This window comes from Saccharopolyspora karakumensis (assembly GCF_004349225.1).
Lineage (GTDB): Bacteria > Actinomycetota > Actinomycetes > Mycobacteriales > Pseudonocardiaceae > Saccharopolyspora > Saccharopolyspora endophytica.
The window spans coordinates 1-14,407 of the sequence record NZ_SMLA01000063.1 but is presented as its reverse complement, the minus strand read 5'-3'; the positions used below and the strand labels follow the sequence as shown (position 1 = coordinate 14,407).

Annotated in this window: 10 protein-coding genes and 1 pseudogene; all 11 read left to right on the top strand. The window is 70.6% G+C overall.

Annotated elements, in window-relative coordinates:
• The first annotated feature begins 261 nt into the window (after nt 1-261).
• A complete protein-coding gene (locus E1202_RS27035) occupies nt 262-1,779 on the top strand; it encodes a PucR family transcriptional regulator (RefSeq protein WP_132686101.1) in 1,518 nt (505 codons plus the stop codon).
• 100 nt (nt 1,780-1,879) lie between these two features.
• Nucleotides 1,880-3,124: an NAD(P)/FAD-dependent oxidoreductase gene (locus E1202_RS27030; RefSeq protein ID WP_132686099.1), complete on the top strand. Its 1,245-nt coding sequence runs from the start codon at nt 1,880-1,882 to the stop codon at nt 3,122-3,124.
• Nucleotides 3,121-3,282: a hypothetical protein gene (locus E1202_RS31595; RefSeq protein WP_165944007.1), complete on the top strand. Its 162-nt coding sequence runs from the start codon at nt 3,121-3,123 to the stop codon at nt 3,280-3,282. The genes E1202_RS27030 and E1202_RS31595 overlap by 4 nt, the downstream gene beginning before the upstream one ends.
• Before the next feature lie 366 nt (nt 3,283-3,648).
• Complete coding sequence (locus E1202_RS27025) at nt 3,649-5,451, top strand: flavin-containing monooxygenase (RefSeq protein WP_132686098.1); 1,803 nt, start codon at nt 3,649-3,651, stop codon at nt 5,449-5,451.
• A 308-nt stretch (nt 5,452-5,759) separates the two neighbouring features.
• Nucleotides 5,760-6,239 carry an Lrp/AsnC family transcriptional regulator gene (locus tag E1202_RS27015; RefSeq protein ID WP_132686096.1) on the top strand — a complete coding sequence of 160 codons (480 nt, stop codon included), beginning with the start codon at nt 5,760-5,762 and terminating at the stop codon, nt 6,237-6,239.
• Between the two features lie 318 nt (nt 6,240-6,557).
• Nucleotides 6,558-10,001 carry an indolepyruvate ferredoxin oxidoreductase family protein gene (locus E1202_RS27010; RefSeq protein ID WP_235879046.1) on the top strand — a complete coding sequence of 1,148 codons (3,444 nt, stop codon included), beginning with the start codon at nt 6,558-6,560 and terminating at the stop codon, nt 9,999-10,001.
• 98 nt (nt 10,002-10,099) lie between these two features.
• Nucleotides 10,100-10,756 carry an SDR family NAD(P)-dependent oxidoreductase gene (locus E1202_RS27005; RefSeq protein ID WP_132686092.1) on the top strand — a complete coding sequence of 219 codons (657 nt, stop codon included), beginning with the start codon at nt 10,100-10,102 and terminating at the stop codon, nt 10,754-10,756.
• A 78-nt stretch (nt 10,757-10,834) separates the two neighbouring features.
• Nucleotides 10,835-11,209: a cupin domain-containing protein gene (locus E1202_RS27000; protein ID WP_235879045.1), complete on the top strand. Its 375-nt coding sequence runs from the start codon at nt 10,835-10,837 to the stop codon at nt 11,207-11,209.
• Between the two features lie 171 nt (nt 11,210-11,380).
• A complete protein-coding gene (locus E1202_RS26995) occupies nt 11,381-12,412 on the top strand; it encodes an aldo/keto reductase (RefSeq protein ID WP_132686090.1) in 1,032 nt (343 codons plus the stop codon).
• Between the two features lie 313 nt (nt 12,413-12,725).
• The gene (locus E1202_RS31590; protein WP_165944006.1) at nt 12,726-12,896 is read left to right on the top strand and encodes a hypothetical protein; all 171 of its coding nucleotides are present in this window, start codon (nt 12,726-12,728) and stop codon (nt 12,894-12,896) included.
• 160 nt (nt 12,897-13,056) lie between these two features.
• Nucleotides 13,057-14,298, top strand: a pseudogene (locus E1202_RS26990) (sugar porter family MFS transporter); the annotation flags it as partial.
• Nucleotides 14,299-14,407: the final 109 nt, after the last annotated feature.

The following is a 14,407-nucleotide window of genomic DNA, read 5'->3' as shown; positions in this document are numbered from 1 at the left end:
GCGGTCTTCGGTGAGCAGGTGGACTCGGACGGGTGATTTCCTCGTGCCGGGTGGTCACCTGCGGCGGTGGAGCTCGGCGTTGGCGGGGGAGTCACGTCGAGTGCGAGGCGGGTGGTCGCGAATCGCCGGAACCGCGTTTCGCGGAGGTCCGGGACGGTGTGGCGCTGGTGCGCCGCGCGCACGTGATGGTCGACGTCCCACCCGTTCCGGCTGGGACGACCCCGGCCCTGCGCTCACCGCCGCAAGCCTGATCATGGGTGCATGGTCAAGCTGGACCGACTGATCAACGTCCTCGGTGGGTACGGGGCGCGGCTGGTGTGCTCGCCGCGCAGCCGATCGACCGAGTTGCGGGCGGTGGCGCTGCACGACCCGGACGAGCAGGTGCCGGGTGGTGATGAAGTGCTGCTCGCCGTCGGTGTCGACGAGGGACGAGCCGCGGAGGTGCTGTCGGAGACCAGCGCCGTGGTCGTGGTGTTCCGGCTCGACCGGATCGACGAGCGGTCCCTGGCCGTGGCCAGGGAGCGGACGGTCGCGGTGCTGCTCGTGGACCCCGCCGTGTCCTGGGGGCAGCTCGCGGGCGTGGTCTACGGGCTGGTGCTCGAAGGCCGCGAGACCGAGGCGGGCCGGGGACCGACGGACCTGTTCGCGCTGGCGGACGCGCTGGCCGAATCGGTCGGCGGTCCGGTCACGATCGAGGACCACCGCTCGGGCGTGCTGGCCTACTCGCAGCGCCAGGAGACCGCCGACCAGGCACGGCTGGAAACCATCCTGGGCAGGAGGGTGCCGGAGGAGGTCCGCCGCGAGCTCAGCGAGCGCGGGGTGTTCCAGCACCTCGCCGAGTCCGACGAACCGGTGTTCGTCGAGCCCTCCGGTTCCCGGCGGGGACGGGCCGTGGTCGCCGTCCGCGCGGGCAAGGCGCTGCTCGGCTCGATCTGGGTCGGGACCTCGTCGCCGCTGGACGCCGAGCGCCAGGCCGCCCTGGTGCAGGCGTCCCGCACCGCCGCCGCGCACCTGCTGCGCACCCGCGCCAGCGCGGACCTGGAGCGGCAGGTCGAATCGGACCTGGTGATCGGGCTGGTCGAGGGCCACTCCGACGTCGCCACCGTGCTGAGCCGGCTCGGTTTCCGCGGCGACCGGTTCCGCGTCGTCGCGGTCCAGGCGCACAACCAGGGGGAGCACGACTCGGCGGCGCTGCTCGTCTTCGAACTCGCGACCGTGGGCTTCGGCTGGTCGCGGCCCGGGCGCAGCGCGCTGTTCGCCAACACCGTCTACACGATCCTGCCGCACGAGGACGGTGAAGCCGCGCGCGAGTGGGTGCGGGCGCTCGCGCGCGAGATGCCGGAGGGCGTGGAGGTCTTCGCCGGGATCGGCGGCCCCGCGAGCCCGGACGAGCTGGTCGACAGCAGGCGGGAGGCGGACGAGAGCCTGGCGGTGCACGCCGCGAAGCCGGCGGGATCGCCCGTCGTGGTCTACGACGACTCCTGGCACGAGATCCTGCTGCGCCGGCTGCAGCACGTCGCCGCGGGCGGGCGCACGCCCGCGCGCGGGCCGGTGGCCGAGCTGCGCCGGCACGACCGGGAGCAGGGAACCCGGCTGATCACGACGCTGCGGACCTGGCTGGAGGTGCAGGGCGATCTCGGTGCCGCGGCAGCCCGCCTGGAGATCCACCCGAACACGGTGCGCAACCGGATGCGCAAGGTGACGCAGGTGGGATCCATCGACCTGGAGGACCCGGACACCCGGCTCGCGTTGGTCATCGCGCTCGCCGCCGAACAGTAGTGGAACCCGCACAACGGGTTGCTGATCGGTTGTGCGGAATCCACAGTGCCCTCCTCGTCGTGGTCGAGCATGCTTCGTGGCGACGAGAAGGAGTGTGGTCATGGGGTCTGCAGTGGGCGGCGCGCCGAGCACGGCCGTCGTCGTGGGCGCCGGTGTGGTCGGACTGTCGACCGCGTGGTTCCTGCAGGAGCACGGCGTCGAGGTGACGGTCGTGGATCGCAGCGGTGTCGCCGCTGGAGCGTCGTGGGGCAACGCGGGCTACGTCGCCCCCGCCTTCAGTGTTCCGCTGCCCGAACCCGCCGTGCTGCGCTACGGCCTGCGCTCGCTGTTCGACCCCAACGCCCCGCTGTACGTGCCCCGGGCCGTGGACCCGGGCCTGTGGGCGTTCCTCGCGGACTTCGCGCGCCACTGCACCCACCGCACCTGGCAGCGGTCCATGCGCTCGCTGGCGGGCCTCAACGAGGACTGCCTCGACGCCTTCGACGAGCTCGCCAAGGGCGGGGTCGGCGCGCCCACCAAGACCGCGCCGGTCATGGCCGCCTTCGAGAAGCCCGAGCAGGCGGGTGAACTGCGCGAGGAGTTCGAGCGGGCCCGCCTCAGCGGCCAGGAGACCTGGTTCGGCGACGCGGCCGCCTCCGAGGTTCCGCAGCTGTCGTCGCTGGTGAGCACGGTGCTGCGGGTCGAGGACCAGCGCTACATCGACCCGGGCGAGTTCACCCGGTCGCTCGCCGAGGCGGTCGAGGGCCGGGGCGGGCGGATCCACACCGGGTTCACCGTGCGCGACGTCGTCCGCGACGGCGGCAGGGTGCTGGTGAAGTCGACGCAGAACGACTACGTCTCAGCGGATTCCGTCGTGCTGGCCACGGGTGCGTGGCTGCCGGAGATCGCCGTGAAGACCGGCGTCAAGCGGCGAGTGCGCGCCGGACGCGGCTATTCGTTCACCCTGCCCGTCGAAGAACCCGTGCCCGGTCCGATCTACCTGCCCGCGGTGCGGGTCGCCTGCACGCCGTACCAGGGTGGTCTGCGCGTGGCGGGCACCATGGAGTTCCGCTCGCCCGACGCGGCGCTCGACGGCCGCCGCATCGAGGCGATCGTGCAGTCCGCCCGGCCGTTCCTGCGCGGCGTGGACTGGGACGGCCGCCACGACGAGTGGGTCGGTCCCCGGCCGGTCACCGCGGACGGTCTGCCGCTGATCGGGGCGTCGAAGATGCCCGGCGTCCACATCGCCGGAGGGCACGGGATGTGGGGGCTCACGCTCGGACCGATCACCGGGCGCCTGCTGTCCGAGCAGATCGTGACCGGCGAACGTCCCGCCGCGCTGCGGCCTTTCGACCCGTTGCGATGACGACCGGCGAGTTGTCCGCGACCGAACGTCGCGAGCTCGAGTGGCTGCGCAAGGAGAACAGGCTCCTGCGCACGGAGAAGGAGATGCTGCTCCGGATCGCCACCGAGTACGCACTGGAACAACGCAACCCCGGCCTGCCGCGCGAGAACGACGGCTGACCGGACGCTCATGGAGGTCACCTTGCCGGAGTGGACTCAATTCGGCCTCGCTCTGCTCGCCTTTCTCCTGCTGGCCCTGAACCACTGGTTGACCCGGCGCGCCCACGGCCTGCGCAAGAGCAGGTCGGAGAGCGAATCTCCCTCGCCGATGCGCTGATCGCGCATCCACCGGCGGTGGTCGTCGAGCACCTGCGGGTCGCTCCGGCCACCGCCGGTGTCTTCTCGCCTCCTGGACCGCGGTGCCCGGTGTGTCGGCTCTGGTTCGAATGGTCGGCGCGTGACGTGCTAACTTGGGAATAAGTCACCTGACTTAAACCCAAGGTCGTCGCGCCCCGTGGACGCAGGCGCGCAGCGAGAAAGGCCGCGATGTCGACGCTCCCTCCCTCGATCCCCGAGTTCTCCGACGCCGAGGTCGACGCGCTGCGTCAGCGCTACCGCGCGGAGCGTGAACGCCGCGTGCGGCCCGACGGCAGCGCGCAGTACGCGCGGGCCGAGGGCGGCTTCGGCTACTACGCCGAGGACCCGCACGCCGAGGCGTTCGACCGGGAACCGCTCCACGACCGGGTCGAGGCGATCGTGCTCGGCGGCGGGTTCGGCGGCCTGTGCGCGGGTGCGCGACTGCGCCAGGCCGGGCTGGAGCGGATCCGGATCATCGAGAAGGGCGGCGACTTCGGCGGCACCTGGTACTGGAACCGCTACCCGGGCATCCACTGCGACATCGAGTCCTACGTCTACCTCCCGCTGCTGGAGGAAGTGGGGTACGTGCCGAAGTGGAAGTACTCGCCGGGGGAGGAGATCCGGCAGCACGCGATGGCCATCGGCCGCACCTTCGACCTCTACCGCGACGCGTGCTTCCAGACCGGTGTCACCGAGCTCCGCTGGGACGACGGCGAGTGGATCGTGCGCACCGACCGGGGCGACGAGATGCGGGCCACCTACGTCGTCGTCTCCAACGGCACGCTCGATCACCCGAAGCTCCCGGGCATCCCGGGCATCGAGTCCTACCGCGGGCACACCTTCCACACCAGCCGCTGGGACTACGGCTACACCGGGGGCGGGCCGGACGGCGGGCTGGACGGGCTCGCCGACAAGAGGGTCGCGATCATCGGCACCGGTGCGACCGCGATCCAGGTCGTGCCGCACGTCGCGCGGGACGCGGCGCAGCTCCACGTCTTCCAGCGGACACCGTCCTCTGTGGACGTGCGCGACAACCGCCCGACCGATCCGGGGTGGGCGGCCTCGCTGGAACCCGGTTGGCACGCGCGGCGGCGGGAGAACTTCCAGGCCGTCGTGACCGGGCGACCGGCGGAGGTGGACCTCGTCGACGACGCCTGGACGGCGAGCGCGAACGTGCTCGGCAAGATCATCGCCACCGACGCGCGCGCGGACTGGGACGTCGACGAGTGGGAGCGGGTCGAGGAGCTGCTCGACTTCGAGAAGATGAACCGGCTGCGCGCGAGGGTCGAGGAGGTCGTGGACGACCCGGCCACGGCCGAGCTGCTCAAGCCCTGGTACCGGTACGGCTGCAAGCGGCCCACCTTCAGCGACGAGTACCTGAAGGCGTTCAACCGGCCCAACGTCTCGCTGGTCGACACCGCCGACCACGGCGGGGTGGAGCGGTTCACCGAGAGCTCCGTGGTCGTCGGCGGGCAGGAGTACGAAGTGGACTGCGTGATCTTCGCGACCGGCTTCGAGGTCGGCAAGTCCGACGTCATGACCGGCCGCCTCCCGGTCCACGGCAGGGACGGCACGCCGCTGCTGGACGCCTGGCGCGAGACCGGTGTCCGCACGCTGCACGGCTTCTGCAGCAACGGTTTTCCGAACCTGTTCCACCTCGGAGCGCTGCAGAACGCCCCCTCGGTGAACTTCGTCCACGTGCTCGACGAGCAGGCGATCCACGTCGGTGCGGTCATCGCCGCAGCGCGGGAGCGCGGCGTGAAGTGCGTCGAACCCGCGGTGAAAGCCGAGATCGACTGGGTCGCCACGATCGAGGCCACCTCGCCCGAGCGGGCTTGGTTCGACGCCGAGTGCACGCCGGGCTACTACAACAACGAGGGCGCGGCCCGACCGCGTCGCACCTTCGGCCCCGGCCCGGCCGTGTTCCAGCAGCTGCTCCGGGACTGGCGCAGCGGCGACTGCATCGACGAAGTCCTCGGCGACGCGAACTGACGCGAGCGAGCGGGAGGACGCCACCCCGGACGCAGGGGGACCGGGGTGGCGTCCTCGATGAGGTGCTGGCAGTTCGGCTCGACCGGCTCGCCCGCGAACCGGTCGGCGAGGAACCGTCCGGCGTCGGCGTTGCCCGCGATGATCCCGGAGAGGTGGTCGGAGACGTAGGTCTTCCAGGTCACCGGGACGTCGTGCCCGGTGACTTCCGGGCCAGTCCACGGCCTCATGGGTGAACATCTGGTACAACGGATCGACCGTGCTGGATACCGGCGTTCGGTGGCCGGACCACTCGCCCAGGAGGAGCCCGCATGTCCCCCTTCGAGCCGCTGGACATGGCCGTGCTCCGGCTGATCGCCGACGAGCCACGGGCAGGTGTGCGCGAGTACGCCCGCCGGCTCGGCGTGGCCAGGGCGACGGTGCAGTCCAGAGTGGACAAGTTGCAGCGGCTCGGTGTCCTGATCAGCTGGCAACCGCAGTTCGACCCGGCCGCGATGGGCTACCAGGGCCTGGCCTACGTCCGGCTCAACCTCGCGCAGGGCAAGCTGGACCACGCGCTCGACGGCCTCAGCCGGATCCCCGAGGTCGTCGAGGCGAACGCGGTCGCCGGTGACGCCGACCTGCTGTGCCGGGTGGTCGCCAAGGACAACGCGGGGCTGGAGGAGGTCCTGCAGCAGATCATCGCTGTGGACGGCGTCGAGAGGATCTCCACCGAAGTGGTCCTGAGCCGCCGCATCAAGCCGAGGATCTCGCCGCTCATCCGCAAGCTGCACGACGAGCTCGGTCGCTGAGCAGCAGGACCGCGACGACTGGCGCGAACGGGCGGCCCGTTGTCCAATGCGCACGTGCCGAAGGCGATTCCTCGGCCAGTTGTGCAAATCGATCACGTTTCAGCGCTCCACGGCGAACCAGCTGATCAGCGAACCCCGGGCTGACGTCCGGTTGTGCACCAGAAGTACATCTGGGGCGACCGCTGGCACAGATCTTGGATCGCGCGACACGGTGAGATCTGGCCGTTGGCCTAGAAAGTGTTGAATCAGTTGAACAACCGGGTGACCAGGCTTAACGTGACCCGCGTCTCGTCTCGACGCGCTGGAAGAGGTGCCGGCTTGAGCACGACCATCGACACGCCGACCCGCGGATCGTTCTCGCTCGACGCCCGCTACCTGGCCGACGACGGTGCGGTGTACCTGACCGGCGTGCAGGCGCTCGTGCGAGTCCTGCTCGATCGGAGCCGGCACGACCGGCGGGAAGGGCACCGCGGGTCGCTGTACGTCACCGGCTACGAGGGGTCACCGCTGGCCGGCTACGACCTGGAGATCCAGCGCCGCGCCGGGCTGATGGCCGACCACGGTGTGGTGCACGCGCCTGCGCTCAACGAGGAGCTCGCCGCGACCGCGCTGGTCGGCACCCAGATCGCCGGGCAGGTCGCCGAGCTGACCACCGACGGCGTCACCGGATTCTGGTACGGCAAGGCGCCGGGATTGGACCGGGCCACCGACGCGATCCGGCACGCCGCCTTGATCGGCACGTCCCCGAAGGGCGGCGTCGTCGCGCTCGTCGGCGACGATCCGAGCGCGAAGTCCTCCAGCGTGCCCTGCTCGTCCGAACCCGCCCTCGCGGACCTGCAGATGCCGACCTTCTACCCGGCGGACTCCCAGGAGGTCATCGACCACGGTCTGCACGCGGTCGAGCTGTCCCGCGCCAGCGGGCTGTGGACGGCGATGAAGGTCGCCACCAACATCGCCGACGGAGCCTCCACCGCTCAGGTCGACCCGCGGTGGACCGCGCCGGACATGGACGGGCTTGCCGGCGGCCTGCGGGCCTACTCGCACGTCCCGCACGCGCGCCTGCTCGGCCCCGATCTCGCCGAGCTGGAGCGGAGCTTGCACCAGGTCAGGATGCCCATCGCGCTGGAGTACCTGCGGCGCAGCGGCGTCAACCGGGTCCTGGGAGCGACCGGCTCGGCGCGGATCGGGATCGTCGCGGCCGGCAAGACCTACCTCGACGTGCGGCAGGCCCTGGACGAGCTCGGCCTCGACGAATCGGCCTGCGAGAACTCGGGCGTCCGGCTGCTCAAGCTGGGGGCGGTGGTCCCGGTCGAACCGGAGATCGTGCGCGAGTTCGCCCGCGGGCTCGACGAGATCGTGGTGGTGGAGGACAAGCGGGCCTTCCTGGAGGTCGCGGTCAAGGAGATCCTCTACGGGATCCCGGGTGCTCCGCGCGTGACCGGGAAGCGGGACCCGCACGGCGCCCGGTTGTTCAGCGACGTCGGCGAGCTCGACCCGAGCGCAGCCGCGGCCGGACTGCGACGACGTCTGCGCGACAACGGTTTCCCGGTCCAGTCCACTCAGGACGTGAATCCGCCTGAGCGGATCATGCTGCCGCTGGCCGCCCGCACCCCCTACTTCTGCTCCGGGTGCCCGCACAACTCCTCGACGAAGCCGCCGGAAGGCGCGCTGGTCGGCGGTGGCATCGGCTGCCACGCGATGGTCCTGCTGATGCCGGAGGCGCAGGTCGGCACCGTCACCGGCCTGACGCAGATGGGCGGGGAAGGCGCGCACTGGATCGGCATGGCGCCGTTCGTCAGCACCGCCCACTACCTGCAGAACCTCGGTGATGGGACGTTCGCCCACTCGGGCAGCCTCGCGATCCGGGCGGCGGTGGCCGCCGGGGCGCCGATGACGTTCAAGATCCTGTTCAACTCGACGGTGGCCATGACGGGTGGGCAGGACGCGGTCGGAGCTCGCGGTGGCCTGCCGCAGCTGGTGGAAACCGTGCTGGCAGAAGGGGTCTCCCGCATCGTCGTGACCGGCGACCGGCCGGAACGGGTGCGCAAGGCGTTGCGCCGAGCCGGAGTGCTCCGCGACCAGGTGAGCGTGCGCCACCGGGACGAACTCGTCGAGGTCCAGACCGAGCTGTCCCGCGAGCCGGGCGTCACGGTCCTCGTGCACGACCAGGAGTGCGCGGCCGAGAAGCGGCGCAAGCGCAAGCGCGGATCGCAGCCGACCCCGGCGACCAAGGTCATGATCAACGAGCGGGTGTGCGAGGGGTGCGGTGACTGCGGGCAGAAGTCGAACTGCCTGTCAGTCCGCCCGGTCGACACCGAGTTCGGCCGCAAGACGCAGATCCACCAGTCCTCCTGCAACCTCGACTACTCGTGCCTGGACGGCGACTGCCCGTCGTTCGTCACCGTCGTCCCCGACGCCGAGAAGCGCTCCGCGACACCGGTCGTGCCGCCGGTGGGTCCCTTGCCGGAGGCGGTTCCGCAGGTCCCGGTCGACGACTTCACCCTGCGCATCACGGGAGTCGGCGGGACCGGTGTGGTGACCGTGGCCCAGGTGCTGGCCACCGCCGCGGCCATCGACGGCAGGCACGTGCGCGCCCTCGACCAGACCGGACTGGCGCAGAAGGGCGGCGCGGTCGTCTCCGACGTCAAGATCAGCACCACCCCGATCGCACGAGCGGCCAAGATCACCGACGGCGAGTGCGACCTCTACCTGGGATGCGACTCGCTCGTGGCCACCGACCCCGGTCAGCTCAAGGCCACCAGGCGGGACCGGACGATCGCGGTCGTGTCCACCGCGGAGGTCCCCACCGGGCACATGGTCGTGGACCCGACCGCGACCTTCCCCGACCAGGGCAGCATCCGCTCGGCCGTCGACGAGCACGTGGCGCGGGCGCACCACCTCGCCGCCGACCGGCTCTCTCTGGAACTGTTCGGCGACGAGCAGTTCGCGAACATGCTGCTGGTCGGGGCGGCCTTCCAGGCCGGCGCGCTCCCGTTGCCGGCCTGGGCGGTCGAACAGGCGATCCGCCTCAACGGCGTGCGCGTCGAGGAGAACCTGCTGGCGTTCGGCCACGGCCGCCGGGCCCTCGTCGGCGAGCCCGCGCCCGAGCCCGCGCCGATGAGCCTCGACGAGCTGATCGCCCACCGCACCGACGAGCTCACCGACTACCAGCACGCCCGCTACGCCGCTGACTACCGGCGCCTCGTCGACCACGTCCGGGCCCGCGAGACCGAGGTGGTCCCGGGCAGCGCGGCGCTGACCGAAGCCGTGGCCCGCCACCTGTTCAAGCTCATGGCCTACAAGGACGAGTACGAGGTCGCCAGGCTCTCGCTCGACCCCGCGCTGGAGAACGACGTGCGCGCGCAGTGGGGGCCGGGCTCCCGGGTCAGCTACCGGCTGCACCCGCCGGTGCTCCGGGCCCTGGGCGTGCGGCGCAAGATCGCGCTGGGCCCGTGGTTCCGCCCCGCGTTCCGCGTGCTGCGGGGGCTCCGGCGGCTGCGGGGCAGCGCCCTCGACCCGTTCGGCCACGCCCACGTCCGCAAGGTCGAACGAGCCCTCATCGCCGAATACCGCGCGGCCGTCGAAGAAGTGCTGCCCGCCCTCAGCGCCGCCACCCTGCCCGCGGCGGTGGAACTCGCCGGACTGCCCGACATGATACGCGGCTACGAGCAGATCAAGCTCGATTCGGTCGAGAAGTACCGCGAGCGGATGACCGCGATCCGCGAGACCCTGGCCGAGCTCTCGGCGGAGGTACCGGCCTGACGGCCTCGCCGGAGCGGCCTCGGAGGTGTTGTATGGGGCCCGACGCGTCCGAGGGGCAGGCGCGACGTGCCGGACGTTCTTCCGATGAAAGGGGAGCCATGACCACCATCGCGATCATCGGTGCCGGTCCGGGACTGGGCGCCGCCGCGGCGCGCAGGTTCGGGCGGGAGGGCTTCTCCGCTGCGCTGATCTCGCGCACGCAGGACAACGTCGACCGCCTCGCCGCCGAACTCGGTGACGGCGGAGTCCGGGCTCGCGGGTACGCCGCCGACGTTCAGGACCGGGAGCGCGTGGTGGAGGCGCTCAAAGCCGCCGCCGACGATCTCGGCCCGATCGAGGTGCTGCAGTACAGCCCGGCACCGCGCAGGGAGTTCCTGCGCCCCGTGCTCGACACCGGTGTCGACGACTTCGCCGCCGCCGTCGAGTTCTCGCTGCACGGTTCGGTCACCGCCGTGCAGCAGGTGCTGCCCGGGATGACCGAGCTGGGCAAGGGCACGATCCTGCTGGTCAACGGCGGTAGCGCGGCGACGCCGAACGGCAACGTCGCGGGCACCTCCGTCGCGTTCGCCGGGGAGTCCGCCTACGGCACGATGCTGCACGACGCACTCGCGCCCCGGATCCACGTCGGGCAGCTCGTCGTTCCGGGAACCATCGGCGGGGGAGACCCGATGTTCGCCTCGGACGCGCTGGCCGAGAAGCTCTGGACCATGCACGTCCAGCGCGGCAACTTCCGCGTCACCGTCGGGCCCGCGTGAGGGGCGGGGCAGAAAGCCCCTGGCTCCTGGTTCGCGGCGGGCTCACGCTGGTCAGGTAGCGCTCGGAAGGAGCGAATCATGACCATGCACAGCACACAAGCGGTCGAATGCCGCGGGTTCGACCGGCCCGACGACGTGCGCGAATTCGAACACGGCCGCGCCGAGGTGCTCGAAATGGCGGGCGGCACCATCGGGCGTCTCGTGCTGCACCCCGGGTGGCGGTGGAGCGAGGACGTCAAACCCATCGCCGGCACCGACTGGTGCGAGGCACCCCACTTCCAGTACCACGTGTCGGGGACGTTGCACGTGAAGATGTCCGACGGCAACGAGTTCGACGTCGGCCCTGGCTGGGTCAGCTCCCTGCCGCAGGGCCACGACGCCTGGGTGGTGGGCGACGAGGACGTCGTCCTCGTCGACTGGTACGGCGCCAGCGAGTACGCGAAGCGCAGCTGAGCACCGCGCGCCCGGCGGGTTCGGGCCGAACCCGCCGGGCGAATCCTGCCCTGTGAGACCCGAGACGATCGAGCTGCTCTCCGGCGTCCGAAGTGGTTGCATGACGGGTCGTGACCTGGACCGAGCGCGGTCCGGGGGAGTTGAACCCGACAGACCGGAGGAAGACGACCGATGGGCCACGGGGCTTTCGAGAAGACCTACGCGGCGAGCGAGGACCGCTACGAGAAGATGGAGTACCGGCGCGCCGGGGCGTCCGGATTGGACCTGCCCGCGTTCTCCTTCGGCCTGTGGCAGAAGTTCGGCACCGACTACCCGTGCGAGACCCAGCGCGAGATCGTGCTGCACGCCTTCGACCTGGGCATCACGCACTTCGACAACGCCGACCGGTACGGCCCGCCGCACCGCGCCGCGCAGAAGTTCTTCGGGGAGGTGCTGGCCAAGGACCTCGCGCCGCACCGTGACGAGCTGATCCTGTCGACCAAGGCGGGCAACCCGATCGGCCCTGGCCCGTACCAGAAGGGCGGCTCCCGGAAGTCGCTGCTGTCCTCGCTGGAGCACAGCCTGCGCGATCTGGGCACCGACCACGTCGACATCTTCTACAGCCACAGCCCGGACGAGAGCACCCCGCTGGAGGAGACGGTGGGTGCCCTGGTCAGCGCGGTGCAGCAGGGCAAGGCGCTCTACGTCGCCCTCTCCAACTACCAGCCGGAGCGCGCGCACCGGGCCGCCGAGCTGCTGCGGGAGGCGGGCGTGCCGCTGCTGGTCCACCAGCCGCGCTACTCGATCTTCGACCGCACGCCGGAGAACAACGGCCTGCTCGATCTCGCCGCCGATGACGGTTTCGGCCTGGTCGTGTACTCGCCGCTGGCGCAGGGCCTGCTCACCGACAAGTACCTCACGGGCGTCCCCTCCGGGGCGCGCGCGGAGAACAGCGCGTTCCTGTCGCCCGACGTCATCGACGAGACCTACCGCGAGCGCGCGACGGCCCTCAACGAGCTCGCCCAGGAGCGCGGCCAGTCGCTGGCCCAGCTCGCGCTGCAGTGGGTCCTGCGTCGGCCGGAGGTCACCTCCGCGCTCATCGGCGCGAGCTCGGTTTGGCAGCTCGACCACAACGTCCAGGCCCTGGAGTTCCCGCCGCTGACCGACGAGGAGCTCGCCGTCGTCGAGAAGCACGGAATTCACGGCACCGGACTCAAGAAGTAGCCCTCTCCGGCAGTAGCCGTTGCCAGGGGGCGGTTGTGGTCCGAGCCGTCCATGATCGACGTCCGAAATGCCCGGACAATTCAGGTCAGAACCGCCCCCCGTCATTCCCCGATTCGCGCGCGCCGTGAATTTTCCAGGTGACCTGAACCTCTTGTCGCTCGCTGCTTTTCGTGATGTCCGGGGCGCCTGTCGGGTGCCGTCGAACGCGGATGACGACGACTCCGGCGCGCGCCCGAAATCTCCGATCTCGACCCCGCGAAGATCCCTCGTTCCCGGTGTCGGGCGGGGAATTTAACATCGCCACCTCGGCTCGATGGCCGTGCACAACGGCTTTCAGCCGGCGATCGAGCTGATCGCCTCCGGTGCGCTCGACGTCGAGCGGTTGGTGTCGGCGACGTTGCCGCTGGCGGACCATGCCGAGGCGATCGAGAAGTTCCGCGCCGGAGAAGGCCACAAGATCCACCTGTCCCCGACCGCGCGCTAGGCGTCCTGCCGCGGCGCGCGGCGCGACGTCCTCCTGTGAATTCGACGAAGGGTTTCGTGCAATGACGCCAACCACCCCCGCACCGGCGCGTTCGCGCACGCGCAACGCGCTGATCTGGATATTCGGGGCGCTCGGCGGGATCTTGTGAGGCTATGACACGGGAGTGATCTCCGGTGCCATGCCGTTCATCAAGCAGGACATCCCGTTGTCCCCGTTCCAGCGGGGACTCGTGGTCAGCGGATTGCTGGTCGGTGCGATGGCGGGTGCCGGCGCTTCCGGTCGCCTCGCCGACGTGTGGGGCCGGCGCCGGCTGATCCTGTGGGCCGCAGTGGTGTTCACCGCCGGAACGGTGGGCGCGATGCTCGCCACCACGGCGTGGATGCTGGTCGTCTTCCGGTTCGGCATCGGTGTCGGCATCGCCTCGGTGGTGGTGCCGCTGTACCTGACCGAGCTCGCGCCGAAGCAGTCGCGCGGCGGGCTCACGTCCCTGATGCAGCTGCTGGTCACCGTCGGCATCCTCGTGGCCTACGTGACCGACTACGCGCTGGCCGACACCGGTTCGTGGCGCTGGATGCTCGGTCTCGGCGCGGTCCCGGCGGTGCTGCTGGGAATCGGCATCTACTTCCAGCCGGAGAGCCCGCGCTGGCTGGTCAAGCACGGTCGAGCCGACCAAGCGCGCGCTGTGCTGACGAGCCTGCGCGGTTCCAACGCCCGGGAGGTCGAGCAGGAGCTCGACGAGATCCAGGCCGCCGACCGCGAGAAGGAAGCCGAGAACGCCGTCGGAGTCCGGGTAATGCTCACCCCGAGGCTGCGCCGGGTTCTGCTGCCGGGCTTGGGGCTGGTGTTCTTCCAGAACTTCATCGGGATCAACACCATCATCTACTCCGCCCCGACGCTGCTGACGACGCTCGGCTTCGGCACGTCCGGAGCGATCCTGGCCAACGTCGGCACCGGCGTGGTCAACGTGCTGATGCCCCTGCCCGCGCTGCGCGTGATCGACCGCGTCGCCCGGAAGTCGCTGCTGGCGGTGGGAAGCATCGGCATGCTCGTGTCGATGCTGGTCCTCGGCGTGGCCAACGCCGTCGGCGTCTCCTGCGGGCCGCTGCTGGTGGCGATCACGCTGGGCAGCATCCTGGTCTACATCGCCTCGTTCGCGGTGTCGTGGGGCCCGGTGCAGTGGGTGCTGCTGCCCGAGCTGTTCCCGCTGCGCATGCGCGGTTCCGCGGTGGGCATCTGCCTGGTGTTCAACATGGCCGTCGCCCTGGTCTTCCCGGTCCTGCTGGACATCACCGGCCCGGGCGCGATGTTCCTGTTCTTCGCGCTGATGGCCGTGCTGTCGTTCTGGTTCATCCAATGTGGACTGATCGAGACCAAGGGCAAGAGCCTAGGTTCTGTCCTGTAATTGATCTAGCGGCGCGGTCTGGTTTGATCTTGGGTTGTGGTGGGTCGTGGTGAGTTGACGGATCGCGCGTGGGCGCGGATTGAGCCGCTGTTACCGCCGGTGTCAGGGA